The organism is Bacillus sp. MT94, assembly GCF_058792475.1.
In genome coordinates this window covers 387,464-411,367 of record NZ_JBXAEZ010000002.1, presented here as the reverse complement: position 1 = coordinate 411,367, position 23,904 = coordinate 387,464, and the positions used below count along the sequence as shown (strand labels likewise).

Genomic DNA, 23,904 nt, shown 5'->3' with positions numbered 1-23,904 from the left:
AAAACCTCCTTTTGTGAAATCGTATGAATCGCACAGGCTATTCATTTTGCATATACTGTTAGAAAATCATTGTAACATACCATACTAGTGTCATTTCAACACGGGAGGAGGGAAATTGTGACGATTGGAGAAATTATAGATGGTTTAAACAGACGTGAATCCATCGCTATTATAGCAAAACGTCTTGAAATAAGCCCGTATACATTATCGAAGAAATTAAGATTGATTGGATACGAATATGATGGAGAGCAGAAGAAACGTATTTTTGTAGGAGATGGAGAAGAACCACGTCACTTACAACTCCAAGAAGCGACCGCCCTTCAATATGAGAAAACAGATTATCAATTATTAATTTACGAGCAATTACAAAGCATTTATGAGTTACTAAGAAAAAGAGGCGAAGTAATTGCACCAATTATGAGTAAGAGTACAGAGAAAAAGAGACGAACCTTTTCTATTAATACAGAAATATTAGCAAGATTGGACCTTATATCAGAATCGAAAGGAATTCAAAAGTCTAAACTTGTAGAAGAGGCGTTGCAACAATTTTTACAGCAATATGAAGTTGACAAAACATCACATTTTGATAACTAAAGAAAAGGATACTATGTTCATTGGAAGAACGAGTATCCTTTTTATGATGTATATTACGTATAAAATAGAGGATCAGTACAAATCCTTTATGGCGTGAAAAATAAAATTTATTATTAGAGAAACACTTAATTTACTTTTTGAATTCTTCCATCAATAACTGGCTGAATTGGTTCTTTTAATTGTTTTACGTAATCGACTAACGCTTCAAAGTCGTTTGGACCAGTTTCTGCATTTTTACCATTTTTAAATGATACGAATCCGTCACCGCCAGAAGCTAAGAAGGCATTTGCAACTACGCTATACGTTTTAGATGGAGATAATTCTTCTCCGTTTGTTAAACGTATATTTGTAACTTTTTCACCGTTTGTTTTATTTGCATCCCACGTATATTGAATACCTGAAATTTGAAGCATTCTTGTTGTTCCTTTTTGCCATTGCTGATTTAAAATATCGCGAATGTCTTGACCTGTTAAATCTACTTTAATCAATTGATTTCCAAAAGGTTGAATGCCGTATAACTCACCCCACGTAATATCACCAGCATCTAAGTCATTACGAATGCCACCAGGATTCATGAGGGCGATTTGAGTTTGCATCGTTTGACGCTGAGCATCGGCAACTAAATTTCCAAGAGTGGACTCACCAGCATCATTTTGTTTACGGTCGATAGGTGCTGTAGATTTTCCGACCACTTCATTTACAAGTGGTGCGATTTTTTCTTTATATTGATCTAGTTTTTTCTTTACTTGTTTATCAGGTTCTACACCTTCATGATACGTTGTAACAACTTCAGCTTTTTTCTTTACAATATCCTTTGTTTTACGATCAATTGTTACATCCACGTCTGAGAAAGCCGTTCCGTATGAATTTGCTTGGACAATTAGTTTATTATTTACTGTACCATTTACATACGTATGACTATGTCCACCGAAAATAACATCAACTTCTGGGTCTGTTTCATTTGCAATTCGAGTAAGATCGCCATTTGTTACCCCAGACTCATCGGTTGTTCCACCGACATGAGCAAGAACGACGATCGATTTAACGCCGAGGCGTTTTAATTGTTGTGTTGATTTATTAATTGCTTCTACTTCATCAGTAATTTGTACATTTTTAAGCATCGTAGGCATAACAACATTTGGTGTATCAGTTGTAACAACACCAATGAATCCAACAGGAACACCATCTACCATTTTTACAGTAAATGGTGGTAAAAATAAGCGGCCAGTTGATTTGTTATAGAAGTTAGCAGCTACATAGGGGAAGTTAGCCCCTTTGAAATTCCCTGTTTTTTCATGATATCCACCGTAAATGAGGCGTTTCATTTCATCAATGCCTTCATCAAATTCATGGTTTCCGATTGTACCAACATCAAATTTTAAATCATTTAAAAATTCAATCGTCGGTTCATCTTGTAATAATGCTGAAACTGGTGGACTAGCTCCGACGATATCACCAGCATGTACAAGAAGTGTATTAGGGTTTTGTTTTTTATGTTCTTTTAAATAAGTAGCTAAGTAATCAGCGCCACCAGCTTCTTTATTATTGATTTTTTTAACAGTATCTAGTTGTCCATGGAGATCATTAATACCAAGCATTTGTACGTCTATGTAGCGGTTTTGTTCAGCTGGATTCTGAGATGGGGGAGCGGCAAATACGCTTGAAAAAGTAATGGTGCTTAAAACAGCAACGGCAGGAATAATTTTTTTCCACATAATATAATTCTCCTTTTTTTATAATCTGACATCATACGACATAATTTTAATAGATTCATAGGATTATAGCTACATAAAAATTTAGTCTTTTCGAAAAATTAACATATTTACAAAAAGTGAATAATAGAGTAAAGACCCTTTTTTATTGTCGATTTCATTGTGTATCTACTATAATGGAGAAAAAAGTAAAAGGTGAGTAGCATGAAGAAAAAGAAACAAAGACAAATGCAAAGACAATCACAAGTGAATCAACCAAAGAAAGAAACACTTACATTAGGCGATCAATTAAATGATTCACTCATGCAACAATTAAAGAGTAAGAAGAAAGAGTTGCAAGTGAGGGAAGAGGAAAAAGAGGCAGCTGAACTGGAAAGAAAGCGCCAAGAACAAAAAGAACGTGAAAAGAATAAATCATTTGAAGAACTGCTAAGTGAAAGTAACCTTACTTGGAAAGACTTTAAATAATAAAAAAATGATCAGTGAAATACCACTGGTCATTTTTTGACGAGCTTGTAAGAAAAGGGGAGTTAGAATGAGAAAAATTGTCGTTGTTCCACATGAAAACCATTGGAGTGAAAAATTTCAAATGGAGGCTAAAAGATTAAAATCAGCGATGCCAGAAACGGTAAAAATTCATCATATTGGAAGTACGTCAGTTCCCGGACTGGCAGCTAAACCTATTATTGATATGATCATGGAAGTAGAAAATATCGAAAGAGTAGATGGGTGGAATGAACGATTTATAGAGCTTGGTTACATCGTAAAAGGGGAAAATGGTATTTCAAGACGCCGATATTTTATTCATGGAACTGAAGAAAAACGCTCGTATCATTTACACGTGTTTGAAAAAGGAAATCCAGAGATAGTAAGGCATTTAGCATTTCGTGATTATATGATGGCTCATTGTGAAGAAGCAGAGGCATATGCAACCTTAAAGAAAGAATTAGCCGAAAAGTATACATATGATGGCGCGTTATATACGGAAGGAAAAAATGAGTTTGTGCGCAATGTGGATGAAAAAGCGAAAGAATGGAGAAAAAATAACGTGAATGAATGAGTTCACGCTATTTTTTAGCTATATAAAAGTGTTATGTAAACTGTACGTATGTTTTGACTTTTGGGATGAATCTTGTTGAAATAAAATTGTGGCTTATAAAAAATGTAACAATGAAAGGGAGACGACTGTGCATATTCCAACAACTACACTTCATAATGGCGTGAAAATGCCGATGATTGGTCTAGGCGTATATAAAGCGAAAGAAGGAGACGAAGTAAAGCAAGCAGTAAAAACAGCGTTAGAAGTTGGATACCGTTCGATTGATACAGCAACTGTATATGAAAATGAAAGCGGTGTCGGAGAGGCGATACGTGAATCAGGAATTCCAAGAGAAGATATATTTATTACAACAAAAGTATGGAACGACGATCAAGGATATGAGGAGACACTCGAGGCGTTTGAAAAGAGTTTGAAAAAATTACAAATGGACTATGTAGATTTATATTTAATACATTGGCCGGTAAGAGGGAAGTATGTTGATACGTACCGAGCTTTAGAGAAATTGTATGAAGAAGGTAAAGTGCGTGCGATTGGTGTTTCTAATTTTCATAAACATCATTTAGAACTATTATTACCAAATTGCAAAGTGAAGCCGATGGTAAACCAAGTGGAACTTCATCCGATGTTGACGCAATTTGAGTTGCGTAATTTCTGTCAAGGTGAGCAGATTCAAATGGAAGCATGGAGTCCATTAATGAGAGGCGGAGAAGTATTTCAGCACCCGATTATTCAGGCTATTGCTACTAAATATGAAAAAACACCTGCGCAAGTTATATTAAGGTGGGATATTCAAAGCGGGATTGTGACGATTCCTAAATCTGTTACACCATCTCGCATTAAAGAAAACTTTACTATTTTTGATTTTGCACTAAATGAAGAAGAGATACGTCAAATTAACGCGTTGAATCGTGATTTACATGTAGGAACGAATCCTGATAAATATGATACGTTATAAAAAAGACTGTCTCCTAATACTGGAGGCAGTCTTCTGTTTTATCGGTAATTCGATATTTTTAACGATGCAAAGCATATGTGTCATATTTAACAATCTTTTGAAGTTGTATATATTCTTCTTTTGTTAAAGGTAACTGTTGGCTAGCTCGTATATTTTCCTGTAATTGTTGAAGAGAGCTTGCACCAGGTATAACAGCTGCAACAGTCTTATTATGTAAGCAATATTGAATAGCTGTTCCTGTTAAAGAGCGTTCTCCAATCATTTCTTTTACACTTGCTAGAGTTGCATGTAATTCATCGTAAGAATAAGAGAGATAATCCTTTTCCTTTACTCTTTCTATCTTTCTTGCATTATTGTCAGTTAAAATTCCTTTTGCAAGTGGCCCGCGGGCAATGACGCTAATTTCGTGTTCATTTAGAAGGGGGAACCATTCTTCTGGACGACGATTTAAAAGGTTATATTCCATTAGTACACTAACGATGTTTGAGCGTTTTGCATATTCACGAACGACATTTGGGCGTATAGAAGAAATACCGTAATGGCGAATAATACCTTCCTTTTTCAATTCTTCAAAAGCTTCAATTGTTTCATCTATTGGATCTTCAATTGTTCCGCCATGAAGTTGGTAAAGGTCAATATAATCAGTTTGAAGTCTACGTAAACTTTCCTTTACTTCAGTCTTTATGTAAGCTTTAGAAGGATCCCAAGACCAGCCATTTTTTTCTTCTGTCCAACGATTTCCAACCTTCGTTGTAAGTACAATTTGGTCTCTTCTTCCCTTCAAGGCTTTTCCAACAAATTCTTCATTTAATCCGTAATCATATAAATCTGCTGTATCAAAAAAATTAATTCCTAAATTGATAGCTTCATCGATAATATGCATAGCTTCTGTTTCAGATGTACCGAGAGACATACAGCCAAGGCCCATTTCTGTAACAAACAAATCTGAGTTTCCTAATTGACGTTTTTTCATAGGTCAACCTCCTTACCTTTATTGTACGAGAGGGAAAAGAGGTTGACAAACGTTTACTTTCCGCTTCGCATTAACTGCCCGTAAAAGCATGATTAATGTTTCACTTTATTTGCTGTAATCCACTCTTGTACAGTTGTATACTCTTTGCTATATTGCTTTAGCTTATGGCGAATTTGCCATGCTTTTCCGACTAAAGTGACGCGATTTGGTAAAATATAAACTTTCATTTCTATCACGCTCCTTTCAATGTGGTAAAATGTATGAGGAAAGAATAGGAAATAGAACAGGGAGATGAAGTAGTATGAGTAATCTTGCAGAGAGAACAGTAAAAACTGAGCCAATTTTTGATGGTAGAGTTATAAAAGTTCGTGTTGATGATGTAGTATTACCAAATGGAGCAATGAGTAAACGTGAAATTGTAAATCACCCTGGTGCAGTTGCTATTATTGCTATTACTGATGAGGGGAAAATTGTGCTTGTTGAGCAGTATCGTAAAGCACTTGAAAAGGCGATTATAGAAATTCCGGCTGGCAAGTTAGAACCTGGTGAAAAACCTGAGGTAACAGCAGTTCGTGAATTAGAAGAGGAAACAGGATATGTATGTGAAAATATGGAGCTCATTACTTCTTTCTATACATCTCCAGGATTCGCAGATGAAATTTTATATGTATATAAAGCGACAGGTTTGACAAGAAAAGAAAATAAAGCTGAGTTAGATGAAGATGAGTTTGTGGAATTAATGGAAGTATCGTTAGAAGAAGCGATTACTCTTATGAAAGATCTTCGTATTCATGATGCGAAGACGATGTTTGCAGTACAATATTTACAACTACAAAAATAAACACTCGCCAAAGGCGAGTGTTTTTTAATTGATTTTTGCATATACACGTGCATCACGTAAGCTACCATCTGGTGCTAGGAAATCATTTTCCATTGTCCCTTCTAGAATGAATTCTAGACGTTCTGCTAAGCTACATGCATTTATATTTGTTGCATCAGTACGAATTTCAATTCTTCTAGCGCCTAGTTTATCAAAGGCGAACTGAATTGCACCTTTAACAGCTTCGGTCATATAGCCTTGTTTTGTATAGGCACTATGTAGCCAGAAGTGAAGTGAAAACTTTGGAATATCCCAGTTTTCAGGCTTTAGTGTAATTGCTCCGATGAATGTACCAGATACTTTATCGTATAAGTGAAAATCAAGTGTTTCACGAAGTAAAAACTGTCCGTGAGCTTCGCGAACAATTTCTTCAGCACTCTCTTCTGTTTCAGCGTTAATTGGTATCCACGGTACTAAGTCTTCTAGAGAAGCTTGGATTGCTTCATATACTTCTGCACCATCACCTGGAAATGGTTTACGAACTTGCAAGCGTTCAGTTTGAAATAATGTTGGAAAATCTAATAATAATGGTTTCAAGAGAAATCCCTCCTATTCTCTACTTTTTAGTTTAGCAAAGTAGAGCGGAATTTCAATGTTAATTCGTCATACTTTTTTCTTTCTTTCATACATTTTTAATAAGAGTGTGAACGGAGGGAAGAAAAATGTGGCGAAAAAATTGGCAAGACCGTGTAATGTCTCACATACAGGAAAACTCTTCATTATATATATTTAACGCTGTTTTATTATTGATGGGAGTAATATTCGGAGCCATTCTCGTGAATAGTTTACAAATCAATCAAAAACAAGATTTATCATTTTATTTACAACGTTTTTTTGGACAAGTCTCTAAAGGAGAATTTGCCATTGCGGGCGAAATGTTTCGAGAAAGTTACTTTTCGCAATTAAAATACATCGGATTTATTTGGATTTTAGGAATTTCAATTATTGGATTACCACTTATTTTTATTTTATTATTTGTAAAAGGAGTTGTCGTTGGATTTACAGTTGGTTTTTTAGTAAGTCAGCATGGATGGAATGGACTATTATTAGCATTTGTATCTGTTTTGCCACAAAATTTAATTATCATTCCAGTCTTTCTCGTTATGACAACCATTGCTGCAAGTTTTTCTTTACGGATGATTAGGCATCAATTTATTAGAAAAATAACCGAGCCACTATTACCATTATTAATCCGTTATACATGCTTCTTTCTCGTAATTGGAGTGGTGTTAGCACTTGCTTCTAGTGTGGAGGCTTACGCATCACCAGTTTTAATGAAAGAAGTCGTTGAGGCTATTAATAAAAAATAAATACTTTTTGAGAATAATTATCAATTTGTTTTTATTGTTTTTTCTTTTGACAGAAGCCCTTCTTCTGATATAATGGTGTAAGAGTGGCGAGGAGGGAGTAGTACCGAATGGAAGAAAGAATTGAACGAATTAAGAAGCAATTACATGCAGCGAGCTACAAATTAACACCGCAACGTGAAGCAACAGTTCGTGTGCTGCTAGAAAATGAAGAAGATCATTTAAGCGCAGAAGATGTTTACCTCCTTGTAAAAGAAAAGTCGCCAGAGATCGGATTAGCAACCGTCTATCGAACTTTAGAACTATTATCTGAGTTAAAAGTTGTCGATAAGATTAACTTCGGAGACGGTGTTTCACGCTATGACTTACGCCAAGAAGGTGCGCAGCGTTTCCACCATCATTTGATTTGTACACAATGTGGTGCTGTACAAGAAATACAAGAAGATTTACTTGGTGAAGTGGAAAGGAAAGTAGAACGAGACTGGAGCTTTAAGGTGAAAGATCATCGTTTAACATTCCATGGGATTTGTAAAAACTGTCAAGAAAATGAAACGGATGAAAAATAACCTTTTCCTATTTATCTAGGAAGAGGTTTTTTATTTGAATAAGGTATAAATTGGTGAAAGCTTGGCATATGTTGTAATAACTTATATTTTGGAGGAATTTACAATGCGCCGAGCTTTAAAATTAACTTTTGATGGAATAAAAGTATTTTTATTATTTACAAGTTGTACGATTTTGTTTTATTTCGCTATACTATGGATAAATGAAGAATATGAAAGCTATCATCGTTATGAAAAACCTAAAGAAGAGACTGTAGAAAAAGTATCAGGGAATGAAGAACCGGCAAAGGATGCTTTCGTAAATAGAATGATGTTTTTCTATGAAAATGGGGAGTAGTGTAGAGTGGAAGATCAATTAAAAGATTTTATTCATTATATGGTTGTCGAAAAAGGATTAGCAAAGAATACAGTAGTATCTTATGAACGGGATTTAAAAAGCTACGTAAAGTATTTGCAAAATGTGGAACAGACGAAAACTTTTCATGAAGTCACCCGTTTACACATTGTTAACTTTTTGCAGTATTTAAAAGAAAACGGAAAATCTTCGAAAACATTGGCGCGTCATATCGCATCAATTCGTTCGTTCCACCAATTTTTACTTCGTGAACGAGCAGTAGAACACGACCCATCCGTACATATTGAAACGCCACAAGGGGAACGGAAATTACCAAAAGTATTATCAGTTGATGAAGTAGAGGCGTTACTTCAAACACCAAAAATGACAAGTGCTTTTGGGATTCGTGATAAGGCGATGCTAGAGTTACTGTATGCGACAGGACTTCGTGTTTCAGAATTGATTGCACTCAATTTAGAAGATGTACATTTAACGATGGGATTTGTTCGTTGCATAGGGAAAGGGAATAAAGAAAGAATTATTCCACTAGGAAGTTTAGCAACGGAAGCGATTCAAAAGTATATTGAAAAAGGAAGAAGAGAATTAATGGGGAAAAAAGTAGTAGATGCACTCTTTTTAAACCATCATGGTAATCGATTATCAAGACAAGGATTTTGGAAAATATTAAAACGATTAGCGAAAGAAGCAAATATTGAAAAAGAGCTTACACCTCATACGTTGCGTCACTCGTTTGCTACGCACTTATTAGAAAATGGAGCAGATTTACGTGCTGTACAAGAAATGCTTGGACATGCAGATATTTCAACGACGCAAATCTATACGCACGTTTCAAAAACTAGATTAAAAGATGTATATAAACAGTTTCATCCGAGAGCATAGTTACTATGCTCTTTTTTTCATAGATTAAGAGGGGAAGAGCGTTTCACAGAAACTTCACAAACATTTCGTATATTGTTTTCAGCAGAAGACTGGAATATTACAATGTATTTCCTCTATACTAAATAGAGTATAAAGGAGGAAATGATGATGAAAAAACTGATTATAACTTTATTTATCGCGATGCTAGCGTTGGCTGGCTGTAATACAAACAAAGAAGAACCGAAAAAAGAACAGAAACTTGAAGCTATAAAAGTAGCAGTCCAAACAAATCCGAAAGAAATTAAACCAGGTGAAAAAACAGAAGTACAAGCACTTGTTACACAAGGAAAAGAAAGAGTAACGGATGCTGATGACGTAAAGTTTGAAATTTGGAAAGATGGCGACGAGAAACACGAGATGTTAGATGGTAAGCATAAAGGAAAAGGTGTTTATGCAGTCGAGAAAACATTTGAAACTGATGGAGTATATCATATTATTCCTCATACAAATGCACGTGAAATGCACGTTATGCCAGAAGTGAAAGTTGCTGTAGGAAATGCGAAAGTAGAAGATGCGAAAAAAGAAAATAGTGATCACAGTGCAGGACATGGAGATCATAAAAGTGACACAATGATCCATCTTATGGCTGGAGACATAAAGGCAAATGCTGAATCTACAATGAAAGTTCATTTAAAGCAAAAAGAAGAAGCATTAACTGGTGCTGAAGTACAACTAGAGATTTGGAAAGATGGTGTTGAAAAACACGAATTTATTCCAGCGAAAGAAGGGAATAAAGGAGAGTATGAAACGAAACATACTTTCAAAGAGAACGGTGCTTACAAAGTGAAAGTACATGTAAGAAAAGGCGAATTGCATGAACATGAAGAAGAAACAATAGAAGTAAAATAAAAAGTAGCTCTTTAGAGCTACTTTTTATTTTTAATATGAAGAAATAAATCATAAAAAAATTAGCACTTCGTTGCAGAATGGATTACAATAGAAGTGTGAAGAAAATGAGAAATTCTACGAAAATGTATTAAAAAGAAAGCGTAAACATGTTATGATATCAGTATCAGATGTCTGACATCTGACTTAGAAAAAACTAGAAATGTTTTTGAATCGTTTCAAGTAAACGAAATAGGTTAGAAAATGATTTAAAGAAGTACTGTTTGACAATGAGAATTCTTTTGGATAACAGTTTCACTTTATAGCGTTTTGAACATACTACAAGAAGTAGAACTGAACTTATAGGAGGTCGCAGTTATGAATAAATATAAACGTATATTCCTAGTCGTAATGGACTCTGTGGGAATCGGTGAAGCACCAGATGCTGAGCAATTTGGTGATTTAGGATCTGACACAATTGGTCACATTGCTGAACATATGAATGGGTTACAAATGCCTAACATGGTGAAATTAGGTCTTGGTAACATTCGAGAAATGAAAGGTATCTCTAAAGTAGAGAAACCACTTGGATATTACACAAAAATGCAAGAGAAATCTACTGGTAAAGATACAATGACAGGTCACTGGGAAATCATGGGCCTTTACATTGATACACCATTCCAAGTGTTCCCAGAAGGATTCCCGAAAGAATTACTTGATGAATTAGAAGAAAAAACAGGCCGTAAAATTATCGGTAATAAGCCAGCTTCTGGAACTGAGATTCTTGATGAACTTGGTCAAGAGCAAATGGAAACAGGCTCTTTAATCGTTTATACTTCTGCTGATAGCGTATTGCAAATTGCAGCACACGAAGAAGTAGTGCCACTTGATGAATTATATAAAATTTGTAAAATTGCACGTGAATTAACATTAGATGAGAAATACATGGTAGGTCGTGTTATTGCTCGTCCATTCGTTGGTGAACCTGGAAACTTTACACGTACACCAAACCGTCATGACTATGCATTAAAACCATTCGGTCGTACAGTAATGAATGAATTAAAAGATAGTGACTACGATGTAATTGCTATCGGTAAAATCTCTGATATTTATGATGGCGAAGGGGTAACTGAATCACTTCGTACGAAGTCTAACATGGATGGAATGGATAAGCTTGTAGATACATTAAATATGGACTTTACAGGTCTTAGCTTCTTAAACTTAGTTGACTTTGATGCATTATTCGGCCACCGCCGTGATCCACAAGGATACGGAGAAGCTCTGCAAGAATATGATGCACGTCTTCCAGAAGTATTCGCAAAACTAAAAGAAGATGATCTATTATTAATTACAGCAGACCACGGTAATGATCCAATTCACCCTGGTACTGACCATACACGTGAATATGTACCATTATTAGCATATAGCCCAAGCATGAAAGAAGGCGGACAAGAGTTACCACTTCGTCAAACATTTGCTGATATTGGTGCAACAGTAGCAGAAAACTTCGGTGTGAAAATGCCAGAATACGGAACAAGCTTCTTAAACGAGCTAAAGAAATAGGGGGATAAACAAATGAATCGTGAACTTATTACAAAATCAGCTTCATACTTAAAAGAGAAATTTCAAGAGACACCACAAGTAGGACTAATCCTTGGATCAGGACTAGGTGTATTAGCAGACGAAATTGAGAACGCAGTAACAGTACCTTACAGTGAAATCCCTGAATTCCCAGTATCAACTGTAGAAGGCCATGCAGGTCAACTAGTATTTGGTACACTTCAAGGTGTAACAGTAGTAGCAATGCAAGGACGTTTCCACTTCTATGAAGGATACGACATGCAAAAAGTAACATTCCCAGTTCGTGTTATGAAAGAACTAGGTGTAGAAACAGTAGTTGTAACAAACGCAGCTGGTGGTGTAAATACATCATTTGAGCCAGGCGATCTTATGTTAATTTCAGACCACATTAACTTCATGGGTACGAATCCATTAATCGGACCGAATGATTCTGAAATGGGCGTACGTTTCCCTGATATGTCTACATCATATACAGTAGAACTTCGCGAAATGGCGAAACAAGTTGCAGCAGACTTAAATATTAAAGTACAAGAAGGTGTATACGTAGGAATGACAGGTCCTGTATATGAAACACCTGCTGAAATTCGTATGCTTCGTACACTTGGCGGAGATGCAGTTGGTATGTCAACAGTACCTGAAGTAATTGTAGCGCGTCATGCTGGTATGAAAGTATTAGGTATTTCTTGTATTTCAAATATGGCAGCTGGTATTTTAGATCAGCCACTTCACCACGATGAAGTAATTGAAACGACAGAACGTGTTAAAGCTAACTTCTTAGCATTAGTAAAAGCAATCGTAAAACAAATGAAGGGGTGACTTCACAATGAGAATGGTGGACCTAATTGCAAAAAAACGTGACGGACATGCATTAACGACAGAAGAAATTAACTTTATTGTTGAAGGATATACAAATGGTGATATTCCTGATTATCAAGTAAGTTCACTTGCAATGGCAATTTTCTTCCAAGATATGAACGATCAAGAGCGTGCTGATTTAACGATGGCAATGGTAAATAGCGGTGATACAATCGACTTATCAGCTATTGAAGGTGTAAAAGTAGATAAGCATTCGACAGGTGGTGTTGGTGATACAACGACACTTGTATTAGGTCCATTAGTAGCTGCTTTAGGTGTACCAGTAGCGAAAATGTCTGGACGCGGTTTAGGACATACTGGTGGTACAATTGATAAATTAGAAGCAGTTCCAGGATTCCATGTGGAAATTGAAAACGATGAATTCATGCGTCTTGTAAATGAAAACAAAATCGCTGTTATCGGCCAAAGTGGTAACTTAACACCTGCTGATAAAAAGTTATATGCACTTCGTGATGTAACAGCAACAGTAAACTCAATTCCGCTTATTGCAAGTTCGATTATGAGTAAAAAAATTGCTGCTGGTGCAGATGCAATTGTTCTTGATGTAAAAACTGGAGCAGGTGCATTTATGAAAACGGATGAAGATGCAAAACGTTTAGCAGAAGCAATGGTACGCATCGGTAATAACGTTGGTCGTAATACGATGGCAGTTATTTCTGATATGAGTCAACCACTCGGTGAAGCTATCGGTAACGCATTAGAAGTACAAGAAGCAATTGATACATTACAAGGTAAAGGGCCGAAAGATTTAGAAGAGCTATGTTTAACACTTGGAAGTCAAATGGTGTACCTTGCTGGACAAGCTTCATCTTTAGAAGATGCACGTGAAAAGCTAATTGAAGTAATGAACAACGGAAAAGCGCTAGAATCATTTAAAACGTTCTTATCAGCGCAAGGCGGCGACGCATCTGTTGTTGATGACCCTTCTAAATTGCCACAAGCACAATTTAAAATTGAAGTGGAAGCGAAAGAAGACGGATATGTATCAGAAATCGTTGCAGACGAAATCGGAACAGCAGCAATGCTTTTAGGAGCAGGACGTGCAACGAAAGAGTCTGAAATTGATTTAGCAGTTGGTCTAATGCTGCGCAAAAAAGTAGGCGATGGCGTGAAGCAAGGTGAATCCCTTGTTACAATTTACGCAAACCGCGAAAATGTTGAAGATGTAAAAGCGAAAATTTATGAGAACATGAAGATCTCTAAAGAACACGTAGATGCACCAACTTTAGTACACGGTATCGTAACGAAGTAATAAAAAAAAGCTGAGGAGATTTCTCCTTGGCTTTTTTTACTATTTTTTGTTTATAATAATAATGGGTGAAATTATGATTAGAATTTGTGCAGTAACAAAAACAGATGAAGTATTATATGATGTTTCTCTAGAAGAAACAAAGAAAGACCATATTGTATGGTATTGGCTAGATTTATATAAGCCAACGAAAGAAGAGTATACATATATTTTGCAAGACCATTTTAAGTTCCATCCCCTTGCAATTGAAGACTGTCTAGAATATGTACAGAGGCCAAAAGTTGATTTTTATGATGGATATAACTTTTTAGTTCTTCACGCGTTTGGAGAAGATGGGCTAGAACCACATGAAATTGATTTGTTTGTTAGTGATCGCTATATTGTTTCTTTCCATTTTTCTCATAATAATGCAATTGAAAGAGTATGGAAAACACTTGGTGAGAAGAGGCGGATTAAGAAAGGGCCTTTACATGTAGCACATACGATCACTGATCAAATTGTAGATGATTATTTCGCACCTGTATATTACATTGAAGACCATTTAAATGCGATTGATGATAATTTAACAGGTGAGACAGCAGGAGCCGTGCTAGAAGAAGTATTTGATATTAGGGCAGATTTATCTAAGTTAAGACGTACAATTATTCCAATGCGTGATTTATTGTATCGTATTTTGAATTCCACTCGTTTTTACGGTATAAGTGATCATGAGATTTATTTTAAAGATATACATGATCATTTACTTAAACTTACGGAAATGATTGAGGCAAGTCGAGAGTTAACGGCGGATATTCGGGATAGTTATTTTTCATTAAACTCACATCATATGAATAACATTATGAAAACATTAACTGTATTCTCGACTATTTTCATGCCATTAACATTTATTGCGGGAGTATATGGAATGAACTTTACGCATATGCCAGAGCTTGGTGGACAATATAGTTATTTTATTTGTCTTCTTCTAATGGCATTAATTGGCGGCGGAATGATGGCCTGGTTTTATAAAAAAGGATGGTTTAAGTAAAAAACACCGAGGATTTCCCCGGTGTTTTTTCTTAACCAATAGCATGTAATACAAACATAGCTAAGAATAAGCATGTAATGATATACATAGATGGTGCGACTTCTTTACGCTTTCCAAGAGCAACTTTTAAGATAGGGTAAGCAATAAATCCGAACGCAATGCCATCAGCGATACTATATGTGAGCGGGATCATGACGATAATTAAGAACGCTGGAAATCCTTCTGAAAAATCGTTCAGAGGAATTTGCTGAATGCTTGTAATCATCAGGCCGCCAATAATAATTAAGATTGGTGCAATGGCACTATCAGGAATTAGTTTGACAAACGGAAGTGCAAACAATGATGCAAAGAATAACAACCCCGTAACGATAGACGTCAGACCTGTCTTTCCGCCTGCAGTAATACCTGCGGCACTCTCTACTGTTGATACGGTAGGGCTTGTGCCAAATAGACCACATGTCATTGCTGAAATTGCATTGGCTTGGTAAGCACGTGGGAATTTACGGTCATCTTCTAATAAACCGTGCAGAAGTCCCATGTTCTCAAAAATAAGCACCATGCTTAAGGAGAATGTTGCAATCCAAAACGGTAAGGAAGAAAGTTTGCCAAATGACATAGCTCCAAAGACATCGCCGTAATTAGCGAATGAGAATGAACTATTTCCGATTTGACTTGTATCAACAAGGCCAAATAGCCATGCAATACCAGTTCCTATTGCAATCGTCCATAAAAAGTTTCCACGTACGTTACGAATAAATAGTACAAGTGCAACGATAAGAGTAAGCACGGTCGCAAGAACGACAGGGTTACTTAATTTACCCATTGCAACAGCAGTATTTGGGTTCGAAACGACTAAACCACCTTTTTGCAATCCGATAAACGCTAAAAATAATCCGATGCCGACAGTAATCGCTTCCTTTAATGACTTTGGAATTGATACTGATAGCACGCGAGCGATTGGTGTAAAAGCGGCAATTGCAAAAATAATACCAGAGATAAAGACAGCAGCCAATGCTTCTTGCCAAGTTAGTCCAAGCGTATGCACAGCTGTGTACGTGAAGAATGCATTTACACCCATACCAGGGACAAGAATAGCAGGTGCATTTGCCCAAAATGCCATGAGTAGACATCCGACAAATGAACTGAAAACAGTTGCTAAAATTCCAGCTTCAAGAGGAATGCCAGCATCGGATAAAATTGACGCATTTACAATCATAATATATACGATCGTGAAAAATGACGTAACTCCAGCTAAAACTTCTTGTTTTGGTGATGTTTCGTGTAAACCTAATTTAAATGTTCTTTCAAGTATTCCTTTCATGTTAAACCTTCTTTTTCATATCCCTCTCCCACCCGTGATATCTCTTTCGTAAGAGCTCACCGTCCTTTATTATATCAGAACATCATGTTTTTACAACAAGGAAAATGATAACGTTTACTTATAAATGAAATTATTTATAAATACGTAAAAATTGCCCGTATTGTTGAAATAATTTCTAATTCTCCCGATTGAATAGGTGGAGCTGCTTGCACATGTAAAGTAGCATAAGACGTAACCTCCCTTGGTAATTGGGCAGATTCTTCAACGAATGAGAGGGGAACAGGATTAATATTTAAATTATATGTACTCGCAATAGCACGAGCTTTTTCTACTGCCTGGTGCAGAGCTTGAATGAGAGCTTGCTCATAATATTTATTTGGATGAGATACTCGGAAACGTAACCCTTTTGCTACATTTGCGCCATTTGAAACGGCTATATCATATACTTCCCCAGCTTTTTGTACATTTAAAACGGTAATTTCATACAAATGCTCTACACGGTATCCTTGTAGCAATGCTTTATCATTTACATATTCGTATTGAGGAGTAATTGTATAAGAAATCGTCTCTATATCTTTATCGGCAATACCAAGCTGTTTAAGTGCATCCAGCAATTGTTTGGATTGCACTGCATTTTCTTCTTGAGCCTGTTTTACATTTTTATCATCTGTTCGAATGCCGAGTGTTAATATAACAACATTCGGTTTTGCTTTTACAACACCTTCTCCTTGTACAGTAATAGTAGCTTCTTTACCAGTATTAGCAGTGCGTACGTTGTGTAAATAAGGATTCATTCCACCCTGCATTTTCCATCACCATCCTTTTTATATGTATATGTGTGAACAAAAAAGAAATTTATATGAAAAAAGTTACATAAATGAGAATGTTGAGGAAAGAAAGCATATACAACATAGGTATTTATAGATTATAATATGTGTAAATATGATAAAAAAGGGACGAGGCTATTGAACGAAAAAAGAGAAACGCTGATTTTAGATTTATCTGCATCATTTCGAAAAATGATACGTTTATTACAAAATGATATTAATACACGTTTTGCAGAACATATGCCATATAATGAATTTTCTGTATTACGTGCGTTATTTTTAAACAGTCCACAGATGGCTTCGCAAATTGCGAGTGAAGTAAACGTAACCTCCAGTCATATTACAGCTGTTACAGATCGTCTCGTACGAAAAGGATTAGTAGAAAGAAAACGTTCTAATTCAGATCGTCGAATCGTGTACTTAGAAATTACAGAGCACGGAAGAGAAGTAACTGAAAAACTTGAAGCTGTGCGTAAAGAATATTATAAAGAGAGATTTAAAGGTTGGAGCGACCAAGAAATAGAAATGGTCTTAGAACTATTTGGCCGCGTATTATAATAAATGAGGATAGGAAGCGAAAGCACTCCTATCCTTTTTCTTTTGAATAAAAATATTTTGAAACTCCGATACTTTAATTAAAAGATCGGAGGAAAGATTATGAAATATATTGCTGCACTTACCATTTTATTTGGTAGTTTTTTCTGTTTTCAAACATTCACGTACGCAGATACGCCTATCCAAGTGGTGCGAAAAGAAGTGAAGTACATCGAAAACGATAATACAGTCTTATATTCGAAATTATGGGTTCGTTCTATGCAAAACGCAGTATTATTCCACCATAGCGATAATATTCGTAATCGGGACACATTACGTAATGTAACAAGTTCATCGCTTGTTAAAGCGAAGCAACTATCTTTTCAGAAAGCAGCACTTTATATACCGAGACTATCGCAATACGTATCAAAAATAGGGAAAGAAAACATTCAAGTGTACTACATTGCGATTCACTATAATGTGAAAAAAGAAAATGCATATCAATTAGATGGCATGAACTATTTTCTACAAGTATTCGTAAAAGAGCGTGGGGAATGGAAAATTGCTGAAAGTATAGTTGCACCGACAGAGCAAATTGTGCAAAATGGTGATGGATTTGGGATGAAAGAAGAGATGGTGTATGGGGATAGGAGAGAGAATGTGAAATAACCTCTTTATTTAGATCGGGATATATAATAAAAAAGCATTGCTCTTGTGCAATGCCTTTTTTATTTAGTTCATATAAGAGTTAAATAATTCATAACATATTTCTTTTGTCATTATATACCTTTTTCGTCAGCTTCTATTTAATGTCATTGTTCCGTGTTTATAGTTTCACATCTAAGATGCTTTTGGAAACATGTATCCACCACCTTAATGCATATTTATTTCCCTACAAAAGCAAACTTCAATTTTAATAGACGTGTAAAAATGAAGTAACTTATGGTAGCGAATAGGAAAAATCCAACATAATAAGACAGAAGTGCATCTCGTCCGCCTAATATTCTACCACCAAGTAGTCCGAAGCATAGAACAGTGCAAATTATGAACCATTTTTGCAAGTTAGGAAACAATAGTATTTTTCCACTTTGTTCGTTCGGTGTACGTGTATATAGAAAGGTTGCTATTGATAAAAAGGTAATGATGTAAGAAAATGGTGTTAATAGTGTCCAAGGAGAAGGTACAGAAATACGCTCCGTAGGATTGTCCTGTGATACACTGGGAAGTTTATTGCCATAGTCATCAAATGTTTCTATCGGGTGGTAATCATAAGTAATAGAAAAATATTCTAATGGTGAAATGATACCTATATGTTGTAAGTACTCATGAGTATGGAGCTCTATTTCTCCGATTGCATCTACAGACCATTGTGCGTGTGAATAAATGAATCCGGAAATTAACCATCCAAAACCGTATGGTAAAAATAATAGAATGATAGTTAAAATACTTTGAGAAAATATATGTCCAGTAAAAGTCCCGATAAATAAGGTGAATGTATAAATAGCGATAAGTACAACGGTAGCATATAGAAAGTAACTATAGAACGGAGCAAAGGTTTGATACTCATTGTGAAACGACATGTTCTTTATTCCGTACATGCTAATCCAGCAAACAATTTGTACTATAATAATATTCAAAACACCAAGCCACCATTTTGTTAAAAAAATATCCTTTCGTTTAAAAGGCATCGAGAATAGAAAATCAGTTGATTGATTATTACGTTCCCATCCAATTAAAAGACAAGCGAGTGCAATTAGAGTAGCTCCTTGAAAGAAGACGGCACCATCAGATGTCTGAAAATAGTAGGAGTAGTAATATGCATAGTCACCAAACTTCATTTTTGATAGTTTTAGTTGCATTTGCGCTTCTTGATAATATTTATAAGGTAGTTGATATAAACTAGTTAACCAGAATAATAGAATTATATATTTTCCTTGCTTCCATTGCCTCATCCATAAAGCTTTATGAAACATGTGAATCCTCCTCAAATGTAGTGATAAAAATATCTTCAAGTGACATTGTTAATTCTTCAATGAGTATAGGTTGCTCTTTATAAAACTTCTCAAGCGTTACAGCTACATTTCCTTCAATTAAAATCGTATATACTTTTCCCGTTTGATTTAATATTTTAATATTGCTTAAGTTTTCTAGTTTTTGAGGTAATGATCGTTCATAAGCAACTTGAATTTTAGCAAATTGTGATTTTGCATCGTCTAGTGATGTAATAGAAGATACGGTATGTCCTTTTAATATGATGATTGTATCTGCAATTTGTTCAACTTCATCTAAATGATGGGTAGATATGAAAATGGTAATCTCTTTTTCTGCAACTTCTCCAACGAGAAACTGTAAAATCTGTCTTTTAACGATAGGATCAAGTCCGTTTGTTGGTTCATCTAAAATAATATATTCTGCCTGTGCAGCAACAGCTAAAATGATGGCAAGCAGTGCCTTCATTCCTTTTGAATAACTACGAATTCGTTTGTTTGGTAAGTTGAAACGTTCTAGTAGTTCGTAGAAATATGGTTCATCAAATGCGGTATAAACTGCTTTATAAAACTTCACGATTTCTTTTACTGTATAACCGTTCAGTATGTTAGTAGAATCCGGGACATATACGATTTTTTGTTTCGTTTCAGGATTCTTATGAATGTCGATATCCTCATATGTAACAGTTCCCTCATCTGGGTCTAAAATGCCGACCATCGTTCGTAATAAAGTTGTTTTCCCCGCACCATTTCTTCCAAGTAATCCGACGATACTACCTTTTTGTAATGTGAAAGAAACATCGTCTAAAATTGTTTGATTATCAATTGTTTTCTTCAAGCTTGTCACTTTCAACATCCGTATTCCCTCCAATCTCTTTATAGTATGAATCTATCCAATCATGAATTTTATCTTTCGTAATACCAAGATAAGAGGCTTCTAATAGTAATTGATGAAATTGCTTTTCAACCATAGCGATTTTCCTTTCGTCTAATGTTGGGGTAATCGATTGGGATACAAATGTTCCTTTTCCTCGTAACGTTTCAATAATTCCTTGTCGCTCTAACTCTTGATACGCTTTACTCACTGTATTTGGATTTATAACGAGTAAAGAAGCGAGTTCGCGTACAGAAGGAAGTTTATCACTTGGAGCCAACATGTTTTTCAATACGAGTTCTTTTATATTTTGAACAATTTGTTCCCATATCGGAGTGTTGCTTCTTGGGTCAAGTTGAATATGCAAGAGCAATGTCTCCTTCCTCATATGTATTAAGTGTACTACTATGCGTAATACACTTAATACAATATAAGGGGCGAATGTATTTGTCAACTGAAAATAATAGAAAAAATTGGTATTAAAAAAAGGAGAATTGGAAAAAATAGGTCTGATATAGAATGGAGGGTTAGTCATGAAGCGAGTTTTTGGAATACTTGTTTGTTTCATGTTATTGCTTTCTGGAACTTCAGTGAGTTTTGCGCAATCTGAAAAAACGAAGCAGGAGAAAACAGAAGAAACAACGCCGAAGTTAGCGGAACAAGCGTCGTCAGCAATCGTAATTGAGCAAGATACAGGTAAAGTTTTATTTGATAAAAACCCAAATGAAAAATTACCACCTGCTAGTATGACAAAGATTATGACAATGCTTTTAATTATGGAACAAGTTGAAAAAGGAAAACTAAAACTGACCGATAAAGTTAGAGCAAGCGAACATGCAGCTTCAATGGGTGGATCGCAAATCTTTTTAGAACCTGGGGAAGAGATGACTGTAAATGAGATGTTAAAGGGTATTGCAATTGCATCTGGAAATGACGCATCTGTTGCAGTAGCCGAGCACATCGCAGGTTCAGAAGAAGGATTTGTAAATATGATGAACAAAAAGGCGAAAGATTTAGGGCTGAAAAATACACATTTTCAAAACCCAACAGGTCTTCCGGCCAAAGACCATTATTCGACAGCAAATGATATGGCTATAATGGCGAGAGAATTGATGAAGTATCCACTTATTCGTAAATACACAGGTAAGTACGAAGATTATTTACGTGAAGATACGGATAAAAAGTTTTGGCTCGTTAATACGAATAAACTAGTACGTTTTTATCCTGGCGTAGATGGAGTAAAAACAGGTTTTACGACAGAAGCGAAATATTGTTTAACAGCATCGGCTGAAAAAAATGGTATGCGTGTCATTTCAGTTGTCATGGGAGCACCAACATCAAAAGAACGGAACAACCAAGTGACAAAGCTTCTTGACTATGCATTTGGACAATATATGACAAAGAAATTGTATACGCGCGGCGAAAAAATTAAGACAGTTCAAGTAGGAAAAGGGAAAAAAGAAAAAGTAGATTTAGTTGCGTCAGATAATGTTTCTCTTCTTATGAAGAAGGGCGAGAATATGGACAAGGTAAAACAAGAAGTAATTGCTGAAAAGAAAGTAAAAGCACCGATTAAAAAAGGTGACGCGCTTGGCACCCTTGTTATAAAAAAAGATAAAGATGTTTTATTAAAACAAACAATTATAGCAAAAGAAGATGTTGCTGCAGCGAGCTGGTGGGAGTTATTTAAAAGAAGTTTTGGGATGTTTTCAACATCAAAATAGCGGCAAATATTTTGCCGCTTTTCTATTCGTATGTAAGTGAATAATGCTGAAAGGTTTCACTTTATGACGAAATAGTTCTTCTTTTGTCAGCAGGAAGGATTCTTATTTTATATCACGAAAATCTTTATGTATGTGAATAAGTAAAGTTTGAGCATAAGGAGGAAATCGTGTGAGTCTTTCCATGCAATTAGAAGTAAAACGTGACGTCCTATGTGTGAGACTAGAGGGTGAATTAGATCATCATACGGCTGAAGAGTTGCGAACGAAAGTAACAGATATGATTGAGACACATGGTGTTCATCATATTGTTTTGAGCCTAGAGAACTTATCGTTTATGGATAGTTCTGGTCTAGGTGTTATATTAGGCCGATATAAACACGTAAAGGGATTAGGTGGAGAAATGGTTGTTTGTGCAATTTCACCGCCTGTTAAGCGTTTATTTGAAATGTCGGGCTTATTCAAAATCGTTCGCTTAGAAGAAAGTGAAGCGCACGCGCTCGCGACGTTGGGGGTGGCATAGATGAGAAATGAAATGAACCTTCAATTTTCAGCATTAAGTCAAAATGAATCATTCGCTCGCGTTACAGTGGCGGCTTTCATTGCACAACTAGATCCAACGATGGAAGAATTAACGGAGATTAAAACAGTTGTGTCAGAAGCGGTTACAAATGCAATTATTCATGGATACGAAGGAAATGCAGAAGGTATTGTTTATATTTCTGTAATTTTGGAAGAAGCAATGGTGAAACTCACGATTCGAGATGAAGGGATTGGAATCTTTAACTTAGATGAAGCGAGACAACCCCTTTTTACAACTAAACCTGAATTAGAGCGTTCCGGAATGGGATTTACTATCATGGAAAATTTTATGGATGAAGTAGAAGTTATTTCAAACGAATCTTTCGGGACAACAATCCATTTGACAAAATACTTATCAAATAGTAACGCTCTATGCAATTAAGGAGAATAGCCTATGGACATAGAGGTCAAAAATGAGAAGAAGAAACCTCAGTTAAAGGACCACGAGCTAAAAGCGTTAATTCAAAAAAGTCAAGATGGAGATCAACAAGCGAGAGATACAATCGTTCAAAGTAATATGCGCCTCGTTTGGTCGGTTGTACAGCGGTTTCTTAATCGAGGATACGAACCAGACGACCTATTTCAAATTGGATGTATTGGGCTCTTGAAATCGGTAGATAAATTTGATTTATCTTTCGACGTGAAATTTTCAACATATGCAGTTCCAATGATTATTGGTGAAATACAACGTTTCTTACGCGATGATGGATCAGTGAAAGTTAGTAGGTCTTTAAAAGAAACAGGAAACAAAATTCGAAAGATGAGAGATGAGCTTTCCAAAGAATTCGGAAGGGCTCCAACGATTAATGAAGTGGCAGAGGCACTAGAACTAACGCCAGAGGAAGTTGTTCTAGCACAAGAAGCGAGCCGGGCCCCTTCATCTATACATGAAACTGTATATGAAAACGATGGAGATCCAATCACTATTTTAGATCAAATTGCAGATCAATCTGAAACGAAATGGTTCGATAAAATTGCTTTAAAAGAAGCGATTAGAGAACTAGATGAACGAGAGCGCTTAATTGTATACTTGCGTTACTATAAAGATCAAACACAGTCAGAAGTAGCCGAGCGCATAGGCATTTCGCAAGTACAAGTTTCAAGACTTGAAAAGAAAATATTAAAACAGATGAAAGATCGAATAGACGAATAATTGTCTATTCGATCTTTTTATGCCGTTAA

At 35.7% G+C, this 23,904-nt stretch carries 29 protein-coding genes; 20 read left to right on the top strand and 9 right to left on the bottom strand.

What is annotated here, in order from left to right; translation table 11 throughout:
• Window positions 1–117 precede the first annotated feature (117 nt).
• A complete protein-coding gene (locus AC1Q51_RS07775) occupies window positions 118–594 on the top strand; it encodes a ribbon-helix-helix domain-containing protein (RefSeq protein WP_000151933.1) in 477 nt (158 codons plus the stop codon).
• Between the two features lie 125 nt (window positions 595–719).
• Here the strand turns inward: AC1Q51_RS07775 and AC1Q51_RS07770 are convergent, their stop codons facing one another.
• Window positions 720–2,309, bottom strand: coding sequence for a bifunctional metallophosphatase/5'-nucleotidase (locus tag AC1Q51_RS07770; RefSeq protein WP_090977121.1), 1,590 nt, complete (start codon window positions 2,307–2,309; stop codon window positions 720–722).
• A gap of 201 nt (window positions 2,310–2,510) precedes the next feature.
• On the opposite strand from AC1Q51_RS07770, the gene AC1Q51_RS07765 reads away from it, so the two are divergent.
• The 3 genes from AC1Q51_RS07765 (at window position 2,511) to AC1Q51_RS07755 (ending at window position 4,321) form a co-directional block, all read left to right on the top strand.
• Window positions 2,511–2,774, top strand: coding sequence for a YqkE family protein (locus tag AC1Q51_RS07765; RefSeq protein WP_000727561.1), 264 nt, complete (start codon window positions 2,511–2,513; stop codon window positions 2,772–2,774).
• A 67-nt stretch (window positions 2,775–2,841) separates the two neighbouring features.
• A complete protein-coding gene (locus AC1Q51_RS07760) occupies window positions 2,842–3,366 on the top strand; it encodes a GrpB family protein (RefSeq protein ID WP_001227186.1) in 525 nt (174 codons plus the stop codon).
• Between the two features lie 127 nt (window positions 3,367–3,493).
• A complete protein-coding gene (locus AC1Q51_RS07755) occupies window positions 3,494–4,321 on the top strand; it encodes an aldo/keto reductase (protein ID WP_098284568.1) in 828 nt (275 codons plus the stop codon).
• 58 nt (window positions 4,322–4,379) lie between these two features.
• Here the strand turns inward: AC1Q51_RS07755 and AC1Q51_RS07750 are convergent, their stop codons facing one another.
• Both AC1Q51_RS07750 and mciZ read right to left on the bottom strand, forming a co-directional pair.
• Complete coding sequence (locus tag AC1Q51_RS07750; RefSeq protein WP_098284569.1) at window positions 4,380–5,294, bottom strand: aldo/keto reductase; 915 nt, start codon at window positions 5,292–5,294, stop codon at window positions 4,380–4,382.
• Between the two features lie 92 nt (window positions 5,295–5,386).
• Window positions 5,387–5,521 carry a Z-ring formation inhibitor MciZ gene (gene mciZ, locus AC1Q51_RS07745; RefSeq protein WP_000870302.1) on the bottom strand — a complete coding sequence of 45 codons (135 nt, stop codon included), beginning with the start codon at window positions 5,519–5,521 and terminating at the stop codon, window positions 5,387–5,389.
• 74 nt (window positions 5,522–5,595) lie between these two features.
• Between mciZ and AC1Q51_RS07740 the strand changes: the two genes are divergently transcribed.
• On the top strand, window positions 5,596–6,135 hold the full coding sequence (locus AC1Q51_RS07740; protein ID WP_000067042.1) for an NUDIX hydrolase: 540 nt from the start codon (window positions 5,596–5,598) through the stop codon (window positions 6,133–6,135).
• Window positions 6,136–6,159: 24 nt separating this feature from the next.
• Here the strand turns inward: AC1Q51_RS07740 and AC1Q51_RS07735 are convergent, their stop codons facing one another.
• A complete protein-coding gene (locus AC1Q51_RS07735; RefSeq protein WP_000803479.1) occupies window positions 6,160–6,711 on the bottom strand; it encodes a GNAT family N-acetyltransferase in 552 nt (183 codons plus the stop codon).
• 155 nt (window positions 6,712–6,866) lie between these two features.
• On the opposite strand from AC1Q51_RS07735, the gene spoIIM reads away from it, so the two are divergent.
• The 9 genes from spoIIM to corA all read left to right on the top strand — a co-directional run bounded on the left by spoIIM (window position 6,867) and on the right by corA (window position 14,875).
• Window positions 6,867–7,484 carry a stage II sporulation protein M gene (spoIIM, locus tag AC1Q51_RS07730; protein WP_013142149.1) on the top strand — a complete coding sequence of 206 codons (618 nt, stop codon included), beginning with the start codon at window positions 6,867–6,869 and terminating at the stop codon, window positions 7,482–7,484.
• A gap of 107 nt (window positions 7,485–7,591) precedes the next feature.
• A complete protein-coding gene (gene fur, locus AC1Q51_RS07725; protein WP_000392657.1) occupies window positions 7,592–8,047 on the top strand; it encodes a ferric iron uptake transcriptional regulator in 456 nt (151 codons plus the stop codon).
• A gap of 103 nt (window positions 8,048–8,150) precedes the next feature.
• Window positions 8,151–8,381, top strand: a complete 231-nt coding sequence (locus tag AC1Q51_RS07720; protein WP_001250432.1) for a YqzK family protein — start codon at window positions 8,151–8,153, stop codon at window positions 8,379–8,381.
• Between the two features lie 6 nt (window positions 8,382–8,387).
• Window positions 8,388–9,278 carry a site-specific tyrosine recombinase XerD gene (gene xerD / locus AC1Q51_RS07715; protein WP_000390088.1) on the top strand — a complete coding sequence of 297 codons (891 nt, stop codon included), beginning with the start codon at window positions 8,388–8,390 and terminating at the stop codon, window positions 9,276–9,278.
• Between the two features lie 144 nt (window positions 9,279–9,422).
• On the top strand, window positions 9,423–10,166 hold the full coding sequence (locus AC1Q51_RS07710) for a FixH family protein (protein ID WP_142317853.1): 744 nt from the start codon (window positions 9,423–9,425) through the stop codon (window positions 10,164–10,166).
• A 354-nt stretch (window positions 10,167–10,520) separates the two neighbouring features.
• Window positions 10,521–11,705 carry a phosphopentomutase gene (gene deoB, locus AC1Q51_RS07705; protein WP_001046079.1) on the top strand — a complete coding sequence of 395 codons (1,185 nt, stop codon included), beginning with the start codon at window positions 10,521–10,523 and terminating at the stop codon, window positions 11,703–11,705.
• 12 nt (window positions 11,706–11,717) lie between these two features.
• Window positions 11,718–12,539 carry a purine-nucleoside phosphorylase gene (locus tag AC1Q51_RS07700; protein ID WP_001078446.1) on the top strand — a complete coding sequence of 274 codons (822 nt, stop codon included), beginning with the start codon at window positions 11,718–11,720 and terminating at the stop codon, window positions 12,537–12,539.
• Window positions 12,540–12,546: 7 nt separating this feature from the next.
• Complete coding sequence (locus AC1Q51_RS07695) at window positions 12,547–13,851, top strand: pyrimidine-nucleoside phosphorylase (protein WP_069356161.1); 1,305 nt, start codon at window positions 12,547–12,549, stop codon at window positions 13,849–13,851.
• Between the two features lie 61 nt (window positions 13,852–13,912).
• Window positions 13,913–14,875, top strand: coding sequence for a magnesium/cobalt transporter CorA (gene corA, locus AC1Q51_RS07690; RefSeq protein WP_002026281.1), 963 nt, complete (start codon window positions 13,913–13,915; stop codon window positions 14,873–14,875).
• Window positions 14,876–14,906: 31 nt separating this feature from the next.
• Here corA and AC1Q51_RS07685 read toward each other — a convergent pair whose 3' ends face one another.
• Window positions 14,907–16,196 (bottom strand): NCS2 family permease, encoded by a 1,290-nt coding sequence (locus tag AC1Q51_RS07685; protein WP_000676248.1) that lies wholly within the window; start codon window positions 16,194–16,196, stop codon window positions 14,907–14,909.
• Between the two features lie 134 nt (window positions 16,197–16,330).
• Window positions 16,331–17,002: an SIMPL domain-containing protein gene (locus tag AC1Q51_RS07680; RefSeq protein ID WP_098284571.1), complete on the bottom strand. Its 672-nt coding sequence runs from the start codon at window positions 17,000–17,002 to the stop codon at window positions 16,331–16,333.
• A gap of 159 nt (window positions 17,003–17,161) precedes the next feature.
• Between AC1Q51_RS07680 and AC1Q51_RS07675 the strand changes: the two genes are divergently transcribed.
• Entirely contained in the window at window positions 17,162–17,581 is a 420-nt protein-coding gene (locus AC1Q51_RS07675) for a MarR family winged helix-turn-helix transcriptional regulator (RefSeq protein ID WP_001003307.1), read from the top strand.
• Between the two features lie 99 nt (window positions 17,582–17,680).
• A complete protein-coding gene (locus tag AC1Q51_RS07670) occupies window positions 17,681–18,226 on the top strand; it encodes a hypothetical protein (RefSeq protein ID WP_097924721.1) in 546 nt (181 codons plus the stop codon).
• A gap of 215 nt (window positions 18,227–18,441) precedes the next feature.
• Here AC1Q51_RS07670 and AC1Q51_RS07665 read toward each other — a convergent pair whose 3' ends face one another.
• From AC1Q51_RS07665 to AC1Q51_RS07655, 3 genes are read right to left on the bottom strand one after another with little or no spacing between them, the layout of a single operon-like run.
• Entirely contained in the window at window positions 18,442–19,530 is a 1,089-nt protein-coding gene (locus tag AC1Q51_RS07665; RefSeq protein ID WP_000468508.1) for an ABC-2 transporter permease, read from the bottom strand.
• On the bottom strand, window positions 19,520–20,401 hold the full coding sequence (locus AC1Q51_RS07660) for an ABC transporter ATP-binding protein (RefSeq protein ID WP_242806049.1): 882 nt from the start codon (window positions 20,399–20,401) through the stop codon (window positions 19,520–19,522). The genes AC1Q51_RS07665 and AC1Q51_RS07660 overlap by 11 nt, the downstream gene beginning before the upstream one ends.
• A complete protein-coding gene (locus AC1Q51_RS07655; RefSeq protein ID WP_000548027.1) occupies window positions 20,367–20,786 on the bottom strand; it encodes a GntR family transcriptional regulator in 420 nt (139 codons plus the stop codon). The genes AC1Q51_RS07660 and AC1Q51_RS07655 overlap by 35 nt, the downstream gene beginning before the upstream one ends.
• Before the next feature lie 166 nt (window positions 20,787–20,952).
• Here AC1Q51_RS07655 and dacF point away from each other — a divergent pair, with 166 nt between their 5' ends.
• The 4 genes from dacF to sigF all read left to right on the top strand — a co-directional run bounded on the left by dacF (window position 20,953) and on the right by sigF (window position 23,875).
• On the top strand, window positions 20,953–22,143 hold the full coding sequence (dacF, locus tag AC1Q51_RS07650; RefSeq protein ID WP_000831997.1) for a serine-type D-Ala-D-Ala carboxypeptidase DacF: 1,191 nt from the start codon (window positions 20,953–20,955) through the stop codon (window positions 22,141–22,143).
• Between the two features lie 169 nt (window positions 22,144–22,312).
• A complete protein-coding gene (gene spoIIAA, locus AC1Q51_RS07645; protein ID WP_000059135.1) occupies window positions 22,313–22,663 on the top strand; it encodes an anti-sigma F factor antagonist in 351 nt (116 codons plus the stop codon).
• Window positions 22,664–23,104 carry an anti-sigma F factor gene (gene spoIIAB, locus AC1Q51_RS07640; protein WP_001243398.1) on the top strand — a complete coding sequence of 147 codons (441 nt, stop codon included), beginning with the start codon at window positions 22,664–22,666 and terminating at the stop codon, window positions 23,102–23,104. It begins immediately after the preceding gene.
• Window positions 23,105–23,116: 12 nt separating this feature from the next.
• Window positions 23,117–23,875, top strand: a complete 759-nt coding sequence (sigF, locus tag AC1Q51_RS07635) for an RNA polymerase sporulation sigma factor SigF (protein ID WP_000350729.1) — start codon at window positions 23,117–23,119, stop codon at window positions 23,873–23,875.
• The last annotated feature ends 29 nt before the right edge of the window (window positions 23,876–23,904 follow it).

Bases quoted from the DNA above. Each gene is read 5' to 3' on its own strand.
- AC1Q51_RS07770 (WP_090977121.1), bottom strand. From the start codon at position 2,309: ATGTGGAAAAAAATTATTCCTGCCGTTGCTGTTTTAAGCACCATTACT.
- AC1Q51_RS07765 (WP_000727561.1), top strand. From the start codon at position 2,511: ATGAAGAAAAAGAAACAAAGACAAATGCAAAGACAATCACAAGTGAAT.
- AC1Q51_RS07760 (WP_001227186.1), top strand. From the start codon at position 2,842: ATGAGAAAAATTGTCGTTGTTCCACATGAAAACCATTGGAGTGAAAAA.
- AC1Q51_RS07750 (WP_098284569.1), bottom strand. From the start codon at position 5,294: ATGAAAAAACGTCAATTAGGAAACTCAGATTTGTTTGTTACAGAAATG.
- mciZ (WP_000870302.1), bottom strand. From the start codon at position 5,521: ATGAAAGTTTATATTTTACCAAATCGCGTCACTTTAGTCGGAAAAGCA.
- AC1Q51_RS07740 (WP_000067042.1), top strand. From the start codon at position 5,596: ATGAGTAATCTTGCAGAGAGAACAGTAAAAACTGAGCCAATTTTTGAT.
- spoIIM (WP_013142149.1), top strand. From the start codon at position 6,867: ATGTCTCACATACAGGAAAACTCTTCATTATATATATTTAACGCTGTT.
- fur (WP_000392657.1), top strand. From the start codon at position 7,592: ATGGAAGAAAGAATTGAACGAATTAAGAAGCAATTACATGCAGCGAGC.
- AC1Q51_RS07720 (WP_001250432.1), top strand. From the start codon at position 8,151: ATGCGCCGAGCTTTAAAATTAACTTTTGATGGAATAAAAGTATTTTTA.
- AC1Q51_RS07710 (WP_142317853.1), top strand. From the start codon at position 9,423: ATGATGAAAAAACTGATTATAACTTTATTTATCGCGATGCTAGCGTTG.
- deoB (WP_001046079.1), top strand. From the start codon at position 10,521: ATGAATAAATATAAACGTATATTCCTAGTCGTAATGGACTCTGTGGGA.
- AC1Q51_RS07700 (WP_001078446.1), top strand. From the start codon at position 11,718: ATGAATCGTGAACTTATTACAAAATCAGCTTCATACTTAAAAGAGAAA.
- AC1Q51_RS07695 (WP_069356161.1), top strand. From the start codon at position 12,547: ATGAGAATGGTGGACCTAATTGCAAAAAAACGTGACGGACATGCATTA.
- corA (WP_002026281.1), top strand. From the start codon at position 13,913: ATGGGTGAAATTATGATTAGAATTTGTGCAGTAACAAAAACAGATGAA.
- AC1Q51_RS07685 (WP_000676248.1), bottom strand. From the start codon at position 16,196: ATGAAAGGAATACTTGAAAGAACATTTAAATTAGGTTTACACGAAACA.
- AC1Q51_RS07680 (WP_098284571.1), bottom strand. From the start codon at position 17,002: ATGCAGGGTGGAATGAATCCTTATTTACACAACGTACGCACTGCTAAT.
- AC1Q51_RS07670 (WP_097924721.1), top strand. From the start codon at position 17,681: ATGAAATATATTGCTGCACTTACCATTTTATTTGGTAGTTTTTTCTGT.
- AC1Q51_RS07665 (WP_000468508.1), bottom strand. From the start codon at position 19,530: ATGTTTCATAAAGCTTTATGGATGAGGCAATGGAAGCAAGGAAAATAT.
- AC1Q51_RS07660 (WP_242806049.1), bottom strand. From the start codon at position 20,401: ATGTTGAAAGTGACAAGCTTGAAGAAAACAATTGATAATCAAACAATT.
- dacF (WP_000831997.1), top strand. From the start codon at position 20,953: ATGAAGCGAGTTTTTGGAATACTTGTTTGTTTCATGTTATTGCTTTCT.
- spoIIAB (WP_001243398.1), top strand. From the start codon at position 22,664: ATGAGAAATGAAATGAACCTTCAATTTTCAGCATTAAGTCAAAATGAA.
- sigF (WP_000350729.1), top strand. From the start codon at position 23,117: ATGGACATAGAGGTCAAAAATGAGAAGAAGAAACCTCAGTTAAAGGAC.